General features: G+C 45.8%; 17 protein-coding genes and 3 rRNA genes. 2 read left to right on the top strand and 18 right to left on the bottom strand.

The window, feature by feature from the left end:
* Positions 1 to 24 precede the first annotated feature (24 nt).
* Together NSQ20_RS03175 and NSQ20_RS03170 are read right to left on the bottom strand one after the other, a co-directional pair.
* Positions 25 to 270 carry an RNA polymerase sigma factor gene (locus tag NSQ20_RS03175; protein WP_305955709.1) on the bottom strand — a complete coding sequence of 82 codons (246 nt, stop codon included), beginning with the start codon at positions 268 to 270 and terminating at the stop codon, positions 25 to 27.
* Positions 271 to 500: 230 nt separating this feature from the next.
* A complete protein-coding gene (locus NSQ20_RS03170; protein ID WP_036614235.1) occupies positions 501 to 1,235 on the bottom strand; it encodes a class I SAM-dependent methyltransferase in 735 nt (244 codons plus the stop codon).
* Positions 1,236 to 1,397: 162 nt separating this feature from the next.
* Here NSQ20_RS03170 and NSQ20_RS03165 point away from each other — a divergent pair, with 162 nt between their 5' ends.
* Complete coding sequence (locus tag NSQ20_RS03165) at positions 1,398 to 2,750, top strand: MATE family efflux transporter (RefSeq protein ID WP_340031796.1); 1,353 nt, start codon at positions 1,398 to 1,400, stop codon at positions 2,748 to 2,750.
* Positions 2,751 to 2,908: 158 nt separating this feature from the next.
* Here the strand turns inward: NSQ20_RS03165 and NSQ20_RS03160 are convergent, their stop codons facing one another.
* The 12 genes from NSQ20_RS03160 to NSQ20_RS03105 form a co-directional block, all read right to left on the bottom strand.
* Positions 2,909 to 3,262, bottom strand: a complete 354-nt coding sequence (locus tag NSQ20_RS03160) for a FlxA-like family protein (RefSeq protein WP_036614240.1) — start codon at positions 3,260 to 3,262, stop codon at positions 2,909 to 2,911.
* 272 nt (positions 3,263 to 3,534) lie between these two features.
* Positions 3,535 to 3,651: ribosomal RNA gene (rrf, locus tag NSQ20_RS03155) — 5S ribosomal RNA — on the bottom strand.
* A 79-nt stretch (positions 3,652 to 3,730) separates the two neighbouring features.
* A 23S ribosomal RNA gene (locus NSQ20_RS03150) occupies positions 3,731 to 6,656 on the bottom strand.
* A 307-nt stretch (positions 6,657 to 6,963) separates the two neighbouring features.
* Positions 6,964 to 8,516: ribosomal RNA gene (locus NSQ20_RS03145) — 16S ribosomal RNA — on the bottom strand.
* The 16S, 23S and 5S rRNA genes sit together here, the layout of an rRNA operon.
* 539 nt (positions 8,517 to 9,055) lie before the next feature.
* Positions 9,056 to 10,276, bottom strand: a complete 1,221-nt coding sequence (locus NSQ20_RS03140; RefSeq protein WP_076319467.1) for a TraB/GumN family protein — start codon at positions 10,274 to 10,276, stop codon at positions 9,056 to 9,058.
* Positions 10,277 to 11,360: 1,084 nt separating this feature from the next.
* On the bottom strand, positions 11,361 to 11,786 hold the full coding sequence (locus NSQ20_RS03135) for a MarR family transcriptional regulator (protein ID WP_036613157.1): 426 nt from the start codon (positions 11,784 to 11,786) through the stop codon (positions 11,361 to 11,363).
* A 92-nt stretch (positions 11,787 to 11,878) separates the two neighbouring features.
* Positions 11,879 to 12,223, bottom strand: a complete 345-nt coding sequence (locus NSQ20_RS03130; protein ID WP_036613160.1) for a DoxX family protein — start codon at positions 12,221 to 12,223, stop codon at positions 11,879 to 11,881.
* Positions 12,224 to 12,793: 570 nt separating this feature from the next.
* The gene (locus NSQ20_RS03125; protein WP_076329709.1) at positions 12,794 to 14,089 is read right to left on the bottom strand and encodes an ABC transporter permease; all 1,296 of its coding nucleotides are present in this window, start codon (positions 14,087 to 14,089) and stop codon (positions 12,794 to 12,796) included.
* Positions 14,082 to 14,984, bottom strand: a complete 903-nt coding sequence (locus tag NSQ20_RS03120; RefSeq protein WP_340032985.1) for an ATP-binding cassette domain-containing protein — start codon at positions 14,982 to 14,984, stop codon at positions 14,082 to 14,084. Before NSQ20_RS03120 ends, NSQ20_RS03125 begins: the two co-directional genes overlap by 8 nt.
* Before the next feature lie 20 nt (positions 14,985 to 15,004).
* Complete coding sequence (locus tag NSQ20_RS03115) at positions 15,005 to 15,901, bottom strand: ABC transporter ATP-binding protein (RefSeq protein ID WP_047840261.1); 897 nt, start codon at positions 15,899 to 15,901, stop codon at positions 15,005 to 15,007.
* A 15-nt stretch (positions 15,902 to 15,916) separates the two neighbouring features.
* The gene (locus tag NSQ20_RS03110) at positions 15,917 to 16,306 is read right to left on the bottom strand and encodes a GntR family transcriptional regulator (RefSeq protein ID WP_036613231.1); all 390 of its coding nucleotides are present in this window, start codon (positions 16,304 to 16,306) and stop codon (positions 15,917 to 15,919) included.
* Between the two features lie 89 nt (positions 16,307 to 16,395).
* Positions 16,396 to 17,109: a hypothetical protein gene (locus NSQ20_RS03105; protein ID WP_036613234.1), complete on the bottom strand. Its 714-nt coding sequence runs from the start codon at positions 17,107 to 17,109 to the stop codon at positions 16,396 to 16,398.
* A 200-nt stretch (positions 17,110 to 17,309) separates the two neighbouring features.
* Here NSQ20_RS03105 and NSQ20_RS03100 point away from each other — a divergent pair, with 200 nt between their 5' ends.
* The gene (locus NSQ20_RS03100) at positions 17,310 to 17,639 is read left to right on the top strand and encodes a hypothetical protein (protein WP_340031795.1); all 330 of its coding nucleotides are present in this window, start codon (positions 17,310 to 17,312) and stop codon (positions 17,637 to 17,639) included.
* A 110-nt stretch (positions 17,640 to 17,749) separates the two neighbouring features.
* Here NSQ20_RS03100 and NSQ20_RS03095 read toward each other — a convergent pair whose 3' ends face one another.
* The 4 genes from NSQ20_RS03095 to NSQ20_RS03080 all read right to left on the bottom strand — a co-directional run bounded on the left by NSQ20_RS03095 (position 17,750) and on the right by NSQ20_RS03080 (position 20,115).
* Positions 17,750 to 18,121, bottom strand: a complete 372-nt coding sequence (locus tag NSQ20_RS03095) for a hypothetical protein (protein ID WP_340031794.1) — start codon at positions 18,119 to 18,121, stop codon at positions 17,750 to 17,752.
* A 142-nt stretch (positions 18,122 to 18,263) separates the two neighbouring features.
* Positions 18,264 to 18,728, bottom strand: a complete 465-nt coding sequence (locus NSQ20_RS03090) for a DUF420 domain-containing protein (protein ID WP_076329706.1) — start codon at positions 18,726 to 18,728, stop codon at positions 18,264 to 18,266.
* A 34-nt stretch (positions 18,729 to 18,762) separates the two neighbouring features.
* On the bottom strand, positions 18,763 to 19,686 hold the full coding sequence (ctaG, locus tag NSQ20_RS03085) for a cytochrome c oxidase assembly factor CtaG (RefSeq protein WP_076329705.1): 924 nt from the start codon (positions 19,684 to 19,686) through the stop codon (positions 18,763 to 18,765).
* A gap of 108 nt (positions 19,687 to 19,794) precedes the next feature.
* The gene (locus NSQ20_RS03080; RefSeq protein WP_036613178.1) at positions 19,795 to 20,115 is read right to left on the bottom strand and encodes a cytochrome C oxidase subunit IV family protein; all 321 of its coding nucleotides are present in this window, start codon (positions 20,113 to 20,115) and stop codon (positions 19,795 to 19,797) included.
* Positions 20,116 to 20,117: the final 2 nt, after the last annotated feature.

Here is a 20,117-nt window from a genome sequence, read left to right as displayed (position 1 = left end):
ACTGTTACGAAAAAATCTGGATTTTCAATATGTAAAAGTCGTGTTCCTAGTAATCGTCAACAGCCAGGTTTTCAGTGAGCAATCTCCACGATAATGAGCAATCCCCGAATACGCCCGAATAAATACCTCCTGTGACAATTCATCTGCCTGTTCGGCACTTTTGGTCAGAAAATAAGCGTAATTCCAGACGTCATTTCCGTAGTCATCCATTATGCTACTAAGTGTGTAATTGTCTATGGTCTGAGCCTGTGCCAGTAATTGATCATCCAACTGTTGTTCACCTCACTTAATATGACTGAGTCTAATGTGATTTGGTTCCCTGTTTTGGACATTATTTCTTATTATTGTAGCAAAATAAAAAAACAGCATGTTCAACATCGCTGGACACGCTGATTCCTTCAAGTTTGCTTAGTTAGAAATCTCTATCAGAAAGCTTTTAAGCGAACGCTCCACTTCCTCAGTTTCTTTCTGCCCTCTGGTCTATCATATCATTTTCATCGTTATACTTTCACAGCAGCAATCATCAGAAACATCGGTCTTCGATTTTCGTCTCGCATGCCTGGAACCTGTTCGATCATCTCTGGTGATGGTTTGGATTCAGCCACCTTTTGAATAGCAAACCCTGCCTTAATCAGTTCATTGAGATGTGTTGCCAGAGTGCGATGATATTTAACCACATCCTGATTCAGAAAGTTCGCCACACGTTTCCCTTCATCATGGTAATCATCCACGGGCCAGTGCAGGATTTCACCTTCGGGTCCGTAATGCCAATCCTGCGCAGCGCGAGCGGTGAAGATCGGATGTTCGGAAGATAGTACAAATGTGCCACCTTCTACGAGACAATCATTGATCTTAGCGTACACCGTGTCTAATCTTTCAATATAATGCAAGGCAAGTGAACTAATCACAATGTCGAATTGTCCCGGTGCAAAATCAATATCTTCAATCGCCAGCTGCTTGTACTGGATCTGCGGGTCGTCCGTCATTTCACGAGCACGCTGAAGCATATTTTCAGACAGATCTACACCGATCACTGAACTCGCTTGCTGCTCTCGCGCATACCGGCAGTGCCACCCAAAACCACATCCCAAATCCAGCACACGCTTGTCCTTCAAATCAGGCAAAAGAGTCTGCAGTTCATACCACTCCCCGGCTGCATCCAGCCCTTGAACGGAACGAGCCATCTTACTATAGTTGTCGAAAAATTCAGCTTCATCGTATTTATTTTGTTTCATCAAGAGATTCCTCCCGCCTTATAAATATCCACCTACTCTATCACATAAACGATATTTAAACGCAAAAGTTGCCAAGAGAATTCATGGCGTGTTATCATACAGAACGAACGTTCAGTATTATTAAATACAGAATGAACATTCAGTTTACTAACGGAGGTCATTATGAATACGAATTGGACGCATCCATTGGAAGGGCAATCTGTAGGTAAAGCTTTTATAAGTTACCTCGTGCCTTCTGTATTGGGGATGCTGGTAGTTGCTTTTAATTTTATTATCGACGGCATTATGGTTGGACACAAACTGGGTTCTACCGCCATGGCCGGGATCGGCATTGCCTCACCTGTCTACACGCTCTTTGTTGCCATGTCACTGTGGATTGGTATGGGCGGGGCAACGTTGTACTCCAACGCTATGGGTAGAAAAGATATCACTTCAGCCAAACAAATTTTCACCAAATCCATTATGCTCATTATGTTAGTTACGGTAGCCATTGGATATGTTGCATTTACATTCAAAGACAAATTGGTATACTCCCTCGGTGCAAACGCCGAGACCTTCCCGTTTGCTTCAGACTATATGAATATCATGTTATTGTTCGGGTTTGTTTTCACCATTGAGAATGCACTCTCTATCTTTGTACGAAACGATGGGAATCCCAATACGTCCATGTACGCTCAGATTACGTTTGCTGTTGCCAATATCATTATCAATTATATAACATTGTATGTACTCGAATGGGGTGTACGCGGTGTGGCCCTCGGTACAATTGTATCGGCGTCTCTTGCGCTACTTGTTCTGTTCACTCACTTTTTCAAAAAAACAAATAATCTCACGTTCACCCGGTTCAAGTGGAACAACAAACTGCTGGCTTCCCTGCTGCTCATTGGTTTCCCCAGCTTTCTGGCTGAACTTGGCATGTCGGTCTTCTCTGTCTCTCACAATATCTCCATGGACCGCATTGCAGGCACGGATGGTGTAGCATCCTTTACCGTGTTGAACTATATTCATGGTGTTGTATTGTTGGCTTTCCTGGGTCTGGCATCCGCTGCCCAACCTCTGATCAGCTATTATCACGGTGCCAATCAGATTATACGGGTACAACAAACGATACGTTTAGCCACTAAAACAGCTCTGGCATGCGGTCTATTATTACTGGTTGTTGTTCAGATCGGTGCACCTTATTTCGTGCAAATCTTTGGAAACTTCAGTAGTGGCGTAACGGATAATGCCGTTTACGGATTACGTATATTTACATTTGCCTATGTGTTTATGGGTGTTAACTTTGTCATGAGCACCTATTTCCAATCTGTGGGTAATGCCAAAATGGCCATCTGGATTACAGCTGCGCGTGAAATGATCATCATGATTGCGTTGATTGCAGTCCTGCCTTCATTCTTTGGTGTCACGGGTGTGTGGCTTGCCGTACCGCTGTCCGAAATGCTGGTTCTCGCAACCATAGCCTTGTACTATAGAAAACGATCCCTAACGGATCAAGTACACGCGTTGCAGTCTTGAGTAACGTTAACAGATAATAACAGCAACAGATAGCAAATAAATGGAACGTAGATGGAATGTAGGTAGACCTCATAATAATCTAACAGAAAAATAAACAAAAGCCCTGCACGATCAATATAGATCGCTCAGGGCTTTGTTTTATCCTAAATCAGATGTCATTAGATGCGTATATCAAATCGGCCATTACTATCTGTTGTTGCGTTCGCAATCTCCTTAGGGGTAGCTACGCCCATTCCATTGGATGGTGGTTGGGCAGGTGGTGCCTCCTTCGTAGCAGTTGTACCGGCTCCTTGAGAGCTTTGCTGTGCAATCTGTGCCTCAATCTGCTTGATCTGCTGTTCAAGTTGTTTGGTCTTAGTCTCCTTGGTTTGCTCATCATCCTTGCTGGATTGCACTTTCTCCAGTTGAGCCTCAAGCTTCGTCTTTTGTTTCTCCAAGCTACTTGAATTGTCCGAACTCGAAGATGTCGATATGTATGATGTAGTGGAGCTGGATGTAGAAGATATATTCATTATGATTTTCCCCCTCTTTACTTGGCTTCACTATACCCTATCCCACTGAAACGTACGTTAAATTCAACTGAAAGGTTGCTGAAGGAGCTAAGAATCAGAAGTCGAACAGATGGAAATATACCTACCAGCATTAATAGTCTGATCAATAATATTGAAAGTCTTCATATAAGTGAAGAATCTTAATTTCGTCTCATCTGTAAGTTAGTTGTTTGCCAGTGTAAAATAGTAAAACAAAAAGACACACTCGATATCATCAAGTGTGTCTTTAGATTGCTTGGCGGCGTCCTACTCTCCCAGGACCCTGCGGTCCAAGTACCATCGGCGCTAGAGGGCTTAACGGTCGTGTTCGGGATGGGTACGTGTGGAACCCCTCCGCCATCGCCACCAAACGCATAGCTTAGCTTACATTTCAGAGATCGTTCTCTGAAAACTAGATTCGAAACGAAACACGCGAATTACAACTTGCTATTGGATAAGCCCTCGACCGATTAGTACTGGTCAGCTCCATGCATTGCTGCACTTCCACCCCCAGCCTATCTACCTCGTCGTCTTCAAGGGGTCTTACATACTGGGAAATCTCATCTTGAGGGGGGCTTCACGCTTAGATGCTTTCAGCGTTTATCCCGTCCGTACATAGCTACCCAGCGGTGCTCCTGGCGGAACAACTGGTACACCAGCGGTACGTCCATCCCGGTCCTCTCGTACTAAGGACAGCTCCTCTCAAATTTCCTACGCCCACGACAGATAGGGACCGAACTGTCTCACGACGTTCTGAACCCAGCTCGCGTACCGCTTTAATGGGCGAACAGCCCAACCCTTGGGACCTACTTCAGCCCCAGGATGCGATGAGCCGACATCGAGGTGCCAAACCTCCCCGTCGATGTGGACTCTTGGGGGAGATAAGCCTGTTATCCCCAGGGTAGCTTTTATCCGTTGAGCGATGGCCCTTCCATGCGGTACCACCGGATCACTAAGCCCGACTTTCGTCCCTGCTCGACTTGTAGGTCTCGCAGTCAAGCTCCCTTATGCCTTTGCACTCTTCGAATGATTTCCAACCATTCTGAGGGAACCTTTGGGCGCCTCCGTTACTCTTTAGGAGGCGACCGCCCCAGTCAAACTGCCCACCTGACACTGTCCCCGCACCGGATTACGGTACCAGGTTAGAACCTAGATACGATCAGGGTGGTATCCCAACGTTGCCTCCATGCAAGCTGGCGCTCACACTTCAAAGGCTCCCACCTATCCTGTACAGATCGTACCCAAATTCAATATCAAGCTGCAGTAAAGCTCCATGGGGTCTTTCCGTCTTGTCGCGGGTAACCTGCATCTTCACAGGTATTAAAATTTCACCGGATCTCTCGTTGAGACAGCGCCCAAGTCGTTACGCCATTCGTGCGGGTCAGAATTTACCTGACAAGGAATTTCGCTACCTTAGGACCGTTATAGTTACGGCCGCCGTTTACTGGGGCTTCGGTTCACAGCTTCGGATTGCTCCTAACCACTCCCCTTAACCTTCCAGCACCGGGCAGGCGTCAGCCCGTATACTTCGCCTTACGGCTTCGCACAGACCTGTGTTTTTGCTAAACAGTCGCTTGGGCCTTTTCACTGCGGCCCCCTCGTGCTATTCACACTACCGGGGCACCCCTTCTCCCGAAGTTACGGGGTCATTTTGCCGAGTTCCTTAACGAGAGTTCTTCCGCGCGCCTTAGAATACTCTTCTCGCCTACCTGTGTCGGTTTGCGGTACGGGCACCATCACCTGGCTAGAGGCTTTTCTTGGCAGTGTGAGATCATGACCTTCGCTACTATAATTTTCGCTCCCCATCACAGCTCAGCCTTACAATGTGCGGATTTGCCTACACATCAGCCTTACTGCTTAGACGGACATCCATCAGTCCGCGTCACTACCCTACTGCGTCCCCCCATTGCTCATAACGGCTTACGGTGGTACAGGAATTTCGACCTGTTGTCCTTCGACTACGCCTTTCGGCCTCGCCTTAGGTCCCGACTTACCCTGAGCGGACGAGCCTTCCTCAGGAACCCTTAGGCTTTCGGCGGATCAGATTCTCACTGATCTTTTCGTTACTCATACCGGCATTCTCACTTGTATAATGTCCAGCGCTCCTTACGGTACACCTTCAACCCTTATACAACGCTCCCCTACCCCTGATGCAAAGCATCAAGCCATAGCTTCGGTGGTGTGTTTAGCCCCGTTACATTTTCGGCGCAGAGTCACTCGACCAGTGAGCTATTACGCACTCTTTCAATGGTGGCTGCTTCTAAGCCAACATCCTGGTTGTCTGTGCAACTCCACATCCTTTCCCACTTAACACACACTTGGGGACCTTAGCTGATGGTCTGGGCTGTTTCCCTTTTGACAATGGATCTTAGCACTCACTGTCTGACTCCCGGAAGTAAGTCTATGGCATTCGGAGTTTGACTGAGCTTGGTAACCCTTGCGGGCCCCGCACCCAATCAGTGCTCTACCTCCACGACTCTGTTTTCCGAGGCTAGCCCTAAAGCTATTTCGGGGAGAACCAGCTATCTCCGAGTTCGATTGGAATTTCTCCGCTACCCCCACCTCATCCCCGCATTTTTCAACATGCGTGGGTTCGGGCCTCCAGTGCGTGTTACCGCACCTTCACCCTGGACAGGGGTAGATCACCCGGTTTCGGGTCTACGTCCACGTACTAAGTCGCCCTATTCAGACTCGCTTTCGCTGCGGCTCCGGCTCTTCACCTTAACCTTGCACGGGAACGTAACTCGCCGGTTCATTCTACAAAAGGCACGCCATCACCCCTAAAACGGGCTCTGACTTTTTGTAAGCACACGGTTTCAGGTTCTATTTCACTCCCCTTCCGGGGTGCTTTTCACCTTTCCCTCACGGTACTGCTTCACTATCGGTCGCTAGGAAGTATTTAGCCTTGGCAGATGGTCCTGCCGGATTCATACGGGGTTTCACGTGCCCCGCACTACTCGGGATCCGTCTCGGAGGGAACCAACTTTCAACTACAGGGCTTTTACCTTCTTTGGCGGGCCTTTCCAGACCTCTTCGCTTAACCGGTTCCTTTGTAACTCCATGTGAGACGTCCCACAACCCCAAAGAGCAAGCTCTCTGGTTTGGGCTTCTCCGCGTTCGCTCGCCGCTACTGACGGAATCACTATTGTTTTCTCTTCCTCAGGGTACTTAGATGTTTCAGTTCCCCTGGTATGCCTCTACACAACCTATGTATTCAGTTATGAGTAACTGGAAATTACCCCAGCTGGGTTTCCCCATTCGGACACCCCCGGATCAAAGCTTGCTTACAGCTCCCCGAGGCAGTTTCGTTGTTCGCCACGTCCTTCATCGGCTCCTAGCGCCTAGGCATCCTCCGTGTGCTCTTAGTAGCTTAACCTCGTGCTCCGGTTTCGACTGCTCGCTTCCCTTGTTTTGCTTGCGCAAAGCCAAAAGTCGCTCCCATTCGATACCATCGTACGTGCAATCTACCGTTTTTATTGAAACTTGTTTAACACAAGTTCAGCTAAAAAGGAATGTTCTAATTCGCGTTTGTTTCGTTTCGATATCTAGTTTTCAAAGAACAAGCTCCATGCAAAAGCAAGCTGTTTTGAGAGTTTGAGCTCTCAAAACCGAACAACGAGTGAGTGTTTTGCAGCTAAGCTGCATATTTGAATGTTTCCGTTGCAGGAAACGATTCTCCATAGAAAGGAGGTGATCCAGCCGCACCTTCCGATACGGCTACCTTGTTACGACTTCACCCCAATCATCTATCCCACCTTCGGCGGCTGGCTCCTTGCGGTTACCCCACCGACTTCGGGTGTTATAAACTCTCGTGGTGTGACGGGCGGTGTGTACAAGACCCGGGAACGTATTCACCGCGGCATGCTGATCCGCGATTACTAGCAATTCCGACTTCATGCAGGCGAGTTGCAGCCTGCAATCCGAACTGAGACCGGCTTTGTTGGGATTGGCTCCATCTCGCGATTTCGCAGCCCGTTGTACCGGCCATTGTAGTACGTGTGTAGCCCAGGTCATAAGGGGCATGATGATTTGACGTCATCCCCACCTTCCTCCGGTTTGTCACCGGCAGTCTATCTAGAGTGCCCACCCGAAGTGCTGGCAACTAAATATAAGGGTTGCGCTCGTTGCGGGACTTAACCCAACATCTCACGACACGAGCTGACGACAACCATGCACCACCTGTCTTGAATGTTCCGAAGAAAAGGTACATCTCTGCACCGGTCATTCAGATGTCAAGACCTGGTAAGGTTCTTCGCGTTGCTTCGAATTAAACCACATACTCCACTGCTTGTGCGGGTCCCCGTCAATTCCTTTGAGTTTCAGTCTTGCGACCGTACTCCCCAGGCGGAGTGCTTAATGTGTTAACTTCGGCACCAAGGGTATCGAAACCCCTAACACCTAGCACTCATCGTTTACGGCGTGGACTACCAGGGTATCTAATCCTGTTTGCTCCCCACGCTTTCGCGCCTCAGCGTCAGTTACAGCCCAGAGAGTCGCCTTCGCCACTGGTGTTCCTCCACATATCTACGCATTTCACCGCTACACGTGGAATTCCACTCTCCTCTTCTGCACTCAAGTCACCCAGTTTCCAGTGCGATCCGGGGTTGAGCCCCGGGATTAAACACCAGACTTAAATGACCGCCTGCGCGCGCTTTACGCCCAATAATTCCGGACAACGCTTGCCCCCTACGTATTACCGCGGCTGCTGGCACGTAGTTAGCCGGGGCTTTCTTCTCAGGTACCGTCACCTTGAGAGCAGTTACTCTCCCAAGCGTTCTTCCCTGGCAACAGAGCTTTACGATCCGAAAACCTTCATCACTCACGCGGCATTGCTCCGTCAGGCTTTCGCCCATTGCGGAAGATTCCCTACTGCTGCCTCCCGTAGGAGTCTGGGCCGTGTCTCAGTCCCAGTGTGGCCGATCACCCTCTCAGGTCGGCTACGCATCGTCGCCTTGGTGAGCCGTTACCTCACCAACTAGCTAATGCGCCGCAGGCCCATCCCCAAGTGACAGATTGCTCCGTCTTTCCAGTTCTCTTCAGGCGAAGAAAACAATTATTCGGTATTAGCTACCGTTTCCGGTAGTTGTCCCAAACTTGAGGGCAGGTTGCCTACGTGTTACTCACCCGTCCGCCGCTAACCATCCGAGAAGCAAGCTTCTCTTCAAGTCCGCTCGACTTGCATGTATTAGGCATGCCGCCAGCGTTCGTCCTGAGCCAGGATCAAACTCTCCAATAAAGTATTGAAAAGAGCGATAAGCTCATTTTGAATCTGACGAGATTAAAAATCTCATTTGTGCTCCAGTCGATTCAAGCCAAGGCTTGTCTCAAACTTTCGCGTTCATTCTGCAAGCAGAATGTTTACTCACTCGTTGTTCAGTTTTCAAAGATCAAACTTGTTTCGTTACCGAATGTCGTTCTATTCAGCAACTCTTATATAATATCATGTCCGAACCAACTTTGCAAGCTCTTTTTTTTAAGTTTCTTTCGAAGCTTATTTCATTCGCTTGCCGCACCGTGTATCTCGTGTTTTTTTGGCCGGAAATAGAATATACCATGTAGAACACACACTTGTAAAGAGTTAATTTCAAAACTTATCAAATCCACGATCTAACCATATTAAGGACCTTCAATCTACCATGAACTCTCAGGTTCAATTTTATTATCCTGCAGCTTAATCTTCTTTATTTAAATCTGTCTTTCTTCTATATATAAGAAGGCAACCCTCTCAACTCTTATATTCGAGACAAAAGGGTTACCTTCTATAGTAATCTATATTTATTTACGTTCTACTTTATATCCTTTATCCTCAAGCAGTTTCACGATGCCGTGATCGCCCAAGTAGTGTGCCGCACCAACAACAATGAAATATTCCTCACCTTTGCCGTTTTTCAAGTAACCATCGATTTTGTCCGCCATACCAATGTTACGATCAACCAGCATTGCTTTGTTATATTCCTCGTTAGTGGAGAAGCTGTTTGTCAGTTCAAGCAGTTGCTCGTCATTACCCGTTTTCCACATCTCAGCCATTTCTTTCACACTGTTATCCAACACGTCGAAGTTTTCGATTGTCGCTTTCAGTGTTTCCTCTTGTGTTTCTTTGGAAAAGTCGTTAAACATGCCAAGTTGAGATTGATAACTCTCCAACTCGATAACTGGAAGTTTGCGCTCGATCGCTTTCTGGATGAAATACAGATCCACTCCTGCTGACGCTTCGTATCCTGCCGTTGTGGACTTCAAACTTGCAAGTGTGCTCTCTACTACCCAAGGCTTAAATGCATCCAAGGCGTTAGACTCCAGACCATTTTTCTTCAATACATCACCCAGCTTAGTATACGTTTCACTGGAGATGTGATCTTTCAGTGTTGTTCCATCTTGATACGAACCCAGACTTAGAACCAGCTTTTGCTGCTCTTCATCAGCGGCTTTGCTAATATCAATCTCTACCCCGAGATAGTCAGCTTCCGCAAAGGCTTCTTCAAACTCCGGACGCAATGGATAGAAGCTCTCATCCGCAATATGCATGGACCCTACCAGATAGACCGTGTTGCCATTGCTTTCAACTTCCCACATGAATCCACGTCCACCGGTTTGAGCAGTTTCGGTTGCTCCACCTTTGGATACCAACAGCACCGTGCGCGTTGCAGCATCCCAGCGAACTTCGTAACCTGCTGCATCACCAACGATGCGAATTGGAGCATACGTTACACCATTGATACGTGTAAGCTTGCTTTTGAGTGTAATCGTTTTGCCATCTACTACAGCCGTGATCGTATCATCTGTCGCAGTTGTTAGCATCACATCCATAGCTTCCAGCGTAGTCCGCAGTGGAACCAATGTTGTACCTTTCTCCAGGATCGGCGCTCCTGTAGCATATTTCACAGCTTCGTCATTAACCTTGACGGAAGTTCCTTGTGGAGCAGCCATAGCTGGTACTGCAGATGCGAGCAACCCTACTGAGATGGTAAGAGATAAGAGCATGCGTTTCCAATTCTTCATATTATGTAATCTCCTTTATTGAATATAGTTGCCAATCCATTTTTTAATAGAATAGACATACTTAGATACTACGGTTAAAGATGGGAATTGGTGCCACTCCAAAACGGAGCAGCACTTTCTCCCTTCATTACTCTCATTAGATAAGAAACAATAAAAACGAAACCGTCGTATAGGTTTAATGCTAGATATTCGCAAAATCCAAGCTATGCCAAGATAAATAGATACTGATCAGAGCCAGGAAAAAGAATGCTATAGAAACCTTCGGATTGCCCCACAGCTTCACTCCATATGCGACGAAGAAAATAGCGATAGCTAATTTAGAGATGCTTTGGTAGTTGCCCTGCTCTGAAAAGGCTGAACTGCTAAATACAATTGAAAGTAGTAGTGTAGTCAGGATCGATCAATGCTTTAAACCACAGAGGTTCCCTCAAAAACTGTATATAGAACCCTTTTAACTGCTGCATGATCATCGACCCTCTCCTGAACTCGATTTAATATGACCACCGACACAGCACACCACTTGTCATAATTAGTGAGAAAAAGTCATCAATAAAGTTTATCTATCAGGACATATTTTCATGATAAGTAGGAAAAAGCGCAAAACTCATTTTGCATCTTCATAAATGATAATGTATACGGATTTTTTCGATATTTTATCTTAATTATACATAGCAAAAAGACCACTATCTAGTATTAGATAACAGTCTCATTTTAGAATACTTCCGTCTTCTATTCTTCTACAGAAACATAAATACTTAATCGTATGCGAATTGCCGCTATCTCAAAACCAGTTAGAATCATAATCCAGTGATCTTTCCTCCCCTTCTTTCTCTAGTAATATGTTCAGGAAAACATCAAGCAGCTCCTATCAGCTTGAGTACAACTAAAAATATTGCTGGGATAATCGAATTGATGGAATTAAATATTCAGTGAACGATGATATTCGACCATATATTTCTGATAGCTCCTTCTAAAGTAAGTAGAAGCTGGATCCTTATTCTTGCTGCTTCATTCGGAAAGAATCTCACAAATTTTGTGCTTCGGCATGTAGTTGTCATGATTCATCCTCTGGTATAGAGTCTAACTAATCTTCTTGCACATTTCGGTACAGTTTATCTAATATCGTTTTTAACTGATTTAATTCATCGTGTTCCAAACCTCGTGTAACATAGTCATGCGCGTTTTTAACTGTTAACAACAGCTTTCCTTTAACTTCTTGACCTTTAGAGGACAAATATAAATAATGTGAGCGCTTATCTTGATCATGAACAATACGTCGAACCATGCCCTTGCGTTCTAAAGAATGTATCATTCTCACTACCGTTGTTTGATCCCGATCGATGGCCTCCGCCAGCTCTTTTTGAGTCATAGCTTTATCTATATCAAGACAGGAGATAATGCTCCACTGCTCCGGTGTCACCTTGTAGGGCTTTAATTGTTTCGTAAAATAGTTTGTAAGCTTGACATCTGTACGATGGATCAAGAAGCCGGTAATATTATATAAGTCCATTGCAGTACCCTCATTTATCATTTTCTTAAATCAAATATAGTCGATCTCTCAAAGGTTACACATGAAATCCGTCAAAAATTCGTTAATTTCGTTCAGAAAAAATGATACATGGATACAATCAAGCTAAGTATGAACAAAATGAGTGCTGGAATGGCCTTCTGAATCGGATCTTTAGCTAAGACTATTAAAGTAAACGCTCCAGCAAGCATTGTTCCGGCTAGAAGCAAACCAGCTAAAATTGCTGCGACAGGCATCCAGATGCCAACGATCATACCAGCTGCCCCCACAATCTCGAACGAACCAGTCAAAACATTAAAGAACGATGGCAGTCCAAAACGTTTAAACTCATTGGCCATTTTACCGGAAATAATTTTGCTTCCTGTAAAAAGGAAAAACACACCTAATAGAACCTGTAAAACTGTGATAAAAATGAACATATCTACCCTTCTTTCATAAAGTTATGCATATGAATTTAATACATGCTATAGCATGTATTTTGTTTGAAATTTTATATATTGTCAACCCTAAAATAAAGCTTTATAGATTATAGCCCTCTTATGTCCTTTTAATTTTTCTTAGATTATCGTTCCAAAGGAGCTTTCTTTTTCACATATCGTTAATATTTCTAGCATGGAATTCAATTTCTGTTCTTTGTTGAACTGTCGTAAATTTCTCTGTAATCAGCCAATTAAAAGCCTATGCTTCTCACTTTCAATAAATTTAGTAACAAACAAAGGTAATTTACTTAACTTATTGTCAATTCCACCTACGGAATGTAATTTAGCTTGTTTATACAAAAATCAACCATCCCAAATTAAATATAACTTCTAAGTAATTATTCGTTCTTGACTGTTTGTATCGAACACCATTAAACAACATGTAGCGCGTTCAACATTAAATTGGCCACCAATGGCTGCAAGCTAATTTCAAATAGAGATATGCATATTTATGGATAAATATGCATATCTCGCTAATTATGACAACACACACACCTTCAAACACTCAACCTAGATCTTATATGCCTTCATGGCTTTAAACAATTCCTTAAAGGTTGGACGTTTACCGTACATCAACACACCTGTGCGATAAATTTTGGCTGCAAGCCATCCGAAGATGATAATGGATACAATGAGAATCGCTAAGGACGTTAGAATCTCCCAAGTTGGCGCAACTCCTGCGCCGATTCGTACCAGAATCGCGGTCGGCGACGTGAATGGAATGAAGCTTGCGATTTTCAACAACAGAATGTTCGGTGTAGAAATACTGAAGATCGCAATATAGAAGGAAACAAGCGACAACATCGTAATCGGCAGAACAGCCTGACCGAGTTCTTCAGTACGGCTTACCATTGAACCAATGGCAGCGAACAACACGGCATACAGGAAGTAACCCAGAATGTAGAATATGAGTCCGTACACAATAACCGCAATATTCACATCACTTACACTCATATTGAAATCACCTAATACTGCACGATTATGCGGCAACAAGATATTTCCGGCAACCACCGCTCCGAAGATCCCGATTTGCAGCATCCCCACCATGAAAATCCCGATGATTTTACCAAACATCTGACTGAGCGGTGATACACTCGTAATCAGAATCTCCATAATACGTGAGCTCTTCTCAGCTGTGATCTCAGAGGCAATCATGTTACCTGTCATCATCGTTGAGGTAAACAGCAGGATGATCAGCAAGTACACCACAATATAGTTAATCGGGCTCATTTTACCTTCAGACTCAGTACCTGCTCCGCTCTCATCTGTACTCAAACTTTGCTCAGTGAGCTTCACAGGTGTTGTAATCAGTTCCTTCTGCTCCGCTGTGAGTACATCCTTCACAACCACATCCAGCTTCACACTCTGCAACGCTGCTTCAATGGATGCAATGATCTGAGGTGATACGTCTTCTGCTGAATATAGAATGGGCTGCGGGAACTCTTGCCCGGAAACTGCTTCAAACTTCAGATAACCATCGGTAAGCCCAGCTTCCACATCCGCCGCAAGAGCAGCCTCATCTTTGTCACCACTGGCAATGAATCGATAGGCCTGATCTCCTTGAGCCGCAGAGAAGCTCTCCAGTTTCTCGGAAACTTCAGGCTGCCCTGTACTCAAAAGACCAATATTTACAGGATTACTGCTTGAAGCTCCACCAATGGAACCCCCATTAAATAAGGTAATGAAATATGGGACATTGAGTCCAATTGAAATTAAAAGTGCAAGTACAATGGTCGTTACCATAAATGATTTCGTTTTAACTTTGTTTTTAAATGTAAAACCCGTAATCGTTCCCATTTTATTCATTCGACTCACCTACCTCACGAATAAAGATTTGGTTAAGCGTTGGTTCCTTCAATTCAAAGTGTTCCACTGTCGTCTGGGTCATGGCTGTTCTGAGAATCTCTTGAGCCGCTTCCACCTGACTAATATGTATCAGGTACCCACGCTCATTCCGCTCGACTTTCTTCACACCAGACAACTGTTCAAGTCCTTCCACACTACCAATCGTACCCAGGAATACCTGTTCACGCGGATACCGGCCCTTGATCTCCTTGATCTCTCCTTGTACCACCGTGTTGGCACGATGCAGAATGGTGATCTGACGACACAACTCTTCAACGTGCTCCATACGGTGTGTTGAGAACAGAATGGCCGTGCCTTCGTCACGCAATTCTTTAACAGTGGACTTGAGTAATTCCACGTTCACAGGATCCAGTCCACTGAACGCTTCATCCAGAATGAGAATCTGCGGTCTATGCACTACAGCCGCGATAAAGCCCATTTTCTGCTGATTACCTTTGGATAACTCCTCAATCTTCTTATCGTAATACTCAGGTACCTCAAACCGATTCAGCCAATACTTGAGGCTCTGATCTGCGTCCTTACCATTCATGCCACGAAGTCGTGCCAGATAATTAATCTGTTCGCTGACTTTCACCTTCGGGTACAATCCGCGCTCTTCCGGAAGATAACCCATAATCTGTTGCAGCTCCGTATTATAGGGCTTGCCGTTGTACAGGATATTCCCTCCGTCCGGGTGAATCAGTCCAAGCACCATACGCATTGTGGTTGTTTTACCTGCACCATTGGCTCCGAGCAGTCCGTAAATCTCCCCCTCTTTTACATTGAGCGTGACTCCATTAACGGCTGTTTTGTCTGCATATTGCTTGACGACTTGCTTCAATTCCAATCGGTTCATCATTTATCGTCTCCCTTCGGTTATTTCCACTGTACGGGTGCATACCCGGCAATCCAGAATGCCAGCACTTCATCCAATTCCAAGTTACGGATTCTCAATACCCGGTTATTGGACAGCTCCAGCCTCTCCTGCGCCTCGCTGACCCGGGTTGTAATTACGCGAACCAGACCTCCCTCTTCTATAGAAGATTCCACAACACCAGGAATACTTTCTGGCCTTAAATCTCCTTCATACCAGACTTCTTTCCACTGATCGAGCACCATATCTTTCTCGGCCATCCCCAGTGACTGACCACGGTGCATCAATACGATGTAATCCGCAAGCCTTTTGACTTCGTCTGCAATATGTGTGGCAATCAGAATCGTGGTGTCTCCCCCCGCCATGAAGGTACGGAACTGCTCAACCATCACTTTCCAGGCAAAAGGGTCCAATCCTGATGAAGGCTCATCCAAAAGCAATAGTCTTGGGCGAGCTGCAATTGCAGCTGCAATCTCAAATTTTCGCCTTTCTCCCTTGGACATCTTGTTCAGCTTCACATCAACAGGTACTTCCATATCCTGAATCAGTTGGTCGAACAACTTCATATCCCAACGTGGGTACCAGTACGCCCGGAAATGGGCCGCTTCTTGTGCTGTTATCCGGTTCTCTTCTGAACCAGCGTTATCTGCCACAAAACCAATCTGTTGTCTCAGTTCAATGGGAAGTGGCCCATCATGTTCCTGACCAAACCATATAATCTGCCCAGCATCTGGCAGCACCACTTGCTGTAACATGTTAAGAAGGGTGCTTTTGCCTGAACCGTTGTGACCGAGAATAGCCACTATATACCCTTCCGGGATGGTCAGATCAATTGGGCCGATAACTCTGCGTTTTCGCATTTTGGATACGCCGTTCAACTGGATTGCTATGGGTTCCACGTATGAATCACTCCCTTACTTCACGTAAATAGCCTTCAGGACTTCCCGGAATAGGCTCTCCATCTCTTCTTCCGTACAGCCTACCGATTTCCCGGACTGCACCGCTGCCTGCATCGCTTCCTGTGCGGCCTTTAATCTATAATTTTCTCTGTCACCGGCTTCTACCTGGGCCACAAATGTACCTGTCCCCTGCTTCGTACGAAGCAAGCCTTCATTCTCCAGATCCTGATAGACCCGTCTAACCGTAATAACACTGCAATTCAGTGCTCCGGCGAACTCACGAATGGACGGCAAATGTGTTCCCTCCCCCAACTGACCCGTAATAATTAACGATCTTAACTGATTTTCAATTTGGTGGTATAAAGGTTCAGCGCTATTTTCATTAATTTGAATGGGTATTTTCACATCTTGCACCTCGCCCTCCGGTACACTCCAGTCTGTTACCTGACCGTGCCGGTTTCATCCTGTATTCGTACATAAGCTCAATTCTCATTTTAATTCAAATCCCGATGAACCAGCTTCTTCAGCGTAAAACGACTAGACAGCCATAATCCCGCTACGCCAGCCACCAGAGAAATCCACATGATCGGGGAAAGCAGCCCCCATGATTTACTTCCATCCATTACAATCCGCAATCCGTAACTGCCTGATATTCGAATCAGTATGGATATGCCAATGGCGAATGGTATAAAAAGCATACTGAGAAGCAAGTATTTCTTGCCACTGTTCAGAAACTCTCCGTAAATATAGAACCCTGTTACCAAAAGGCCATAACCTGTACAGGTAAGGCTAAAGGCCAGATACTGATCCCATCGGAATCCTTCGACATGAAGGTTAACCACGTATAACGATCCGTAGAAAAAGATTCCATTGTACGTAAACGCCATCAGAGACTGCTGTAGCCTGGACCACATCACCACTTGTTCAGGAATGGGAATTCTACGATAGTAGGCCAGCATCTGCGTATAAGAATCTTCCTGTATGTAACGGAAGGAGCGCCTGCAGAACATAAACCCTTGAAATGGCAACATGATTAAAAAGAAGGAATCCACTACTGGATTAATAATATCTGTCTGTTGTTGTCCTAAAAACATCACACCGCTCATACCGCCAGTGTATATCATGAATAATGCAGACCATAGCCATTGGAGCCTATCCTTACTCATCTGGCTGCGGGTCAACCACCACGCCTGCTTCCATTCGTTCATATGCATGCCTGCCTTTCACCTGTCATTCACTCATGTTGCTTACTGTGATTACTGTATATATCAATATACACAGTATACAGACCTATTTCTCATCCCGTCAACCCCTAATTTTCCTGAATCAGGAAGACGGGATGGGACACAGTACGAATTTACGTTAAAATAAATTATAGTAACGAACCCTAGAAAGGAAGGTTACAGCTATGGATTGGCTGGTAGAGATCGGATTTGTCCTCCTTTTCCTTATCGTCGTAATCTGGTTGGTCCTCCGGGATGAGCCTCATCGTCATTCTGCCAAAAAAGGCAGACACCGCATCCGCCGTAACAACGGTTATACCGACTCTGCTTCGGGATATCCGGTCATTATGGGAGATGACTCCTACGATCGACATGCTAGACACACACCGGATCACAAACATCATGATTCGGATTCTTCAGGAGGCACACATTCTCATCACAACAGCGATAGTGGTAGCAGCAATGACAGCGGTGGAGATAGTGGCGGCGGAGACAGTGGGGGTAGCGGGGATTAAACATCATTCCCCAATCACAAAAGAAGGGCTGTACCCGTTATTGTGTAAACACAATTCGGGTACAGCCCTTTGCCGCTCTCTAGCACCTGTTAGAAGAAGAGGACTTACGATTAAACGAGGTTATAACCACTAGGCAGACTGCGATCCCTGCGGATTGCGCGAATCTGAGCCAGCGTTAACCGTTGATTGGTGGAGATCAGGGATTCCACATCATTGCCACGGATCAGATCATCCAAATCTCTCAAGTTGGTGTTGCCTCGGAAGACTCGGAATCCACCTTGGAAGTTAGGACGTGTAAACACAACCAGTATTGCATTGGAACTTGTTGAGAAAAAGCGCAGGCTCTCCACCCCATCCAAAATATTGTCAAGGTTACGAAGACCCGTGTTGCCACGATAGATGCGGCTTCTCCCTCTGTAGTTCTCTTCTGAATACACGGTAAGACGTGGATACGTCTGACTGACGTTGACTGTTTTTTTCATTTTGTTTCCCCCTCTCGAACTCATTCTATGAATGAATGAGAGAGGAAGCGTGGACGAATGATCTGCTAGATTCGTCCATTTTCATATTTTCAGAAGAGAGTAGTGAAGCACGTCCGAGTAACCGGAGGTTATATCTCTACTTCTATACGCCGAGGATAACTTCCCACACCGGACGTGTATGACCACCAGGATATAAGAGATATAGAAGAACATACACGATAACACCTGTTAGCGCTGACCCGAACCAGATCATGGACGTGAACTTACCCCAGCGGCGATGTTTTCCGAACTTCTTTTTGAACCCCAGCACTAGTGTGGAGATGCCAAATATCGCTGCCACGGTAGCCAGGATAATATGAAAGATCAGAAATATCCGATAAAAGATCTCCAGATCCGGGTCCCCGCCCCAAGCTGTATTGCCCACGAACACTGTACGAGACATATAGATCACAAAGAAGATTAGAGCTGCAATCGCACCTGCTACCATGGCGGACTGATGAGCCTCACGTTTCCCCCGAATAATCAGTACCCATCCAATCCCCACCAGTACTGCACTAATCACAATGAAAGAAGTACTGATCGTTGGTAGCCAAAAATACATATCCATCGTGTGTTCCCCCTCTTGTCAGAACATTACTTCATTATTTGGCAGCCGGATTGAGCGGCCCCCCTGCGCCTCCTGCAGGATAAGAATCATCATCATCTTCCTGCTTCTCTTTCCGATACCATTGGAAAAAGACATAGGCTAACATCGAGGCGAAGATTCCTTCCTGAATAAACTTCATTACAATGCCACCGACCTGCTGATCTTCCTTCGCGGAAGACAGGAAGTTGAAGAACGCAGGCCCACCGAATGAGCGAAGTAACGCCGTAGAATCTCCAGACACACAATACCGCATGGCTTCAGCCCATACTGCCGGGTTGCTGTACGTCTGATACAACGGCTCGGACGCAAAAATAATCAATCCACACGCAGGCGTAAGCAGTACCATATTCAGAAAAATAAAACCGATCTTGGATAACCCCGATGCTTGTCTGCCTTCTGGCAACGGATTCAGCAATGTCCACCACATGAGCATCGAGGTGATGAACAGTGCAATATAATACAACCGGTGAACGGTAAAATTCAGCATGACGTAATCATGTACAATCGGTAGGTGATACAGCGAGAACAGCCCGTTAAAGAGCACTGCCGCAACGATCGGATGAGCCAGGAACGATAGCTGGCGTGTAGGCAACCAGCGTACGATTTTGCGCCATACCCAGATCGGCAAACCTTTCATCATCAGCGGCGGAGCTACCAGATAGGAGAACGCCATACTTACCATGTGGAAGCTAAACATCACGTGACCAAGCAGATTAAAGGGTCCAGCTTGAGCCAGATATAGGACAAATAGCCCTGTAATAAACATGATTTTCTGTGCAGCAGTCGCAGGTTCTGCATCCTTTATTTGTTCGCTTAACGGTCCCACAAGCACCAGATAAGCCGCAGCAATGATCAGAAATAAAGCCAATATAAGCGGACTCCATAAGTCGTTAAAGCTAAAATATTGCAACCCGAGCATACGGGAAACCTCCCCGTGACCTGATTTGATTGTTGCCTTCATTACTTTGTGAAGATTCATTCGGCAAAAAGGGGAAAAGACGGCGGCAATGCGCCGCCGCCATCTCTTTTACCACCAGACCCAATAGAGTGCCATAATGATGCACGTAAAGGCTACGAAAAAGCCAAAGGCCATGAACAGAATCGGCATCAAGTGCCCTTTGTCCTTCAAGTGCATCCAATAACCCAATTGAACGAATACTTGAAGAATAGCCATGACGAGCAAAATAATAATGATAAAGGTTGTGTTGACCCCTCCGGCAGAAGCAGCCGCAAACGCAATCAGCGTAAGAATAATGGAGAAGATAAACACCACGACGTGTTTCTGTGGCCCTTCCGTCCGGTGACGGTGTTTCACAGGCTGTTGATCTGTCTTATCCTGTGCCGACATGT

Origin of the sequence: Paenibacillus sp. FSL K6-1122, from assembly GCF_037977015.1 — a bacterium.
In the GTDB taxonomy this organism is placed as follows: Bacteria; Bacillota; Bacilli; order Paenibacillales; family Paenibacillaceae; genus Paenibacillus; species Paenibacillus amylolyticus.
This window is presented reverse-complemented; position numbering and strand designations above follow the sequence as displayed.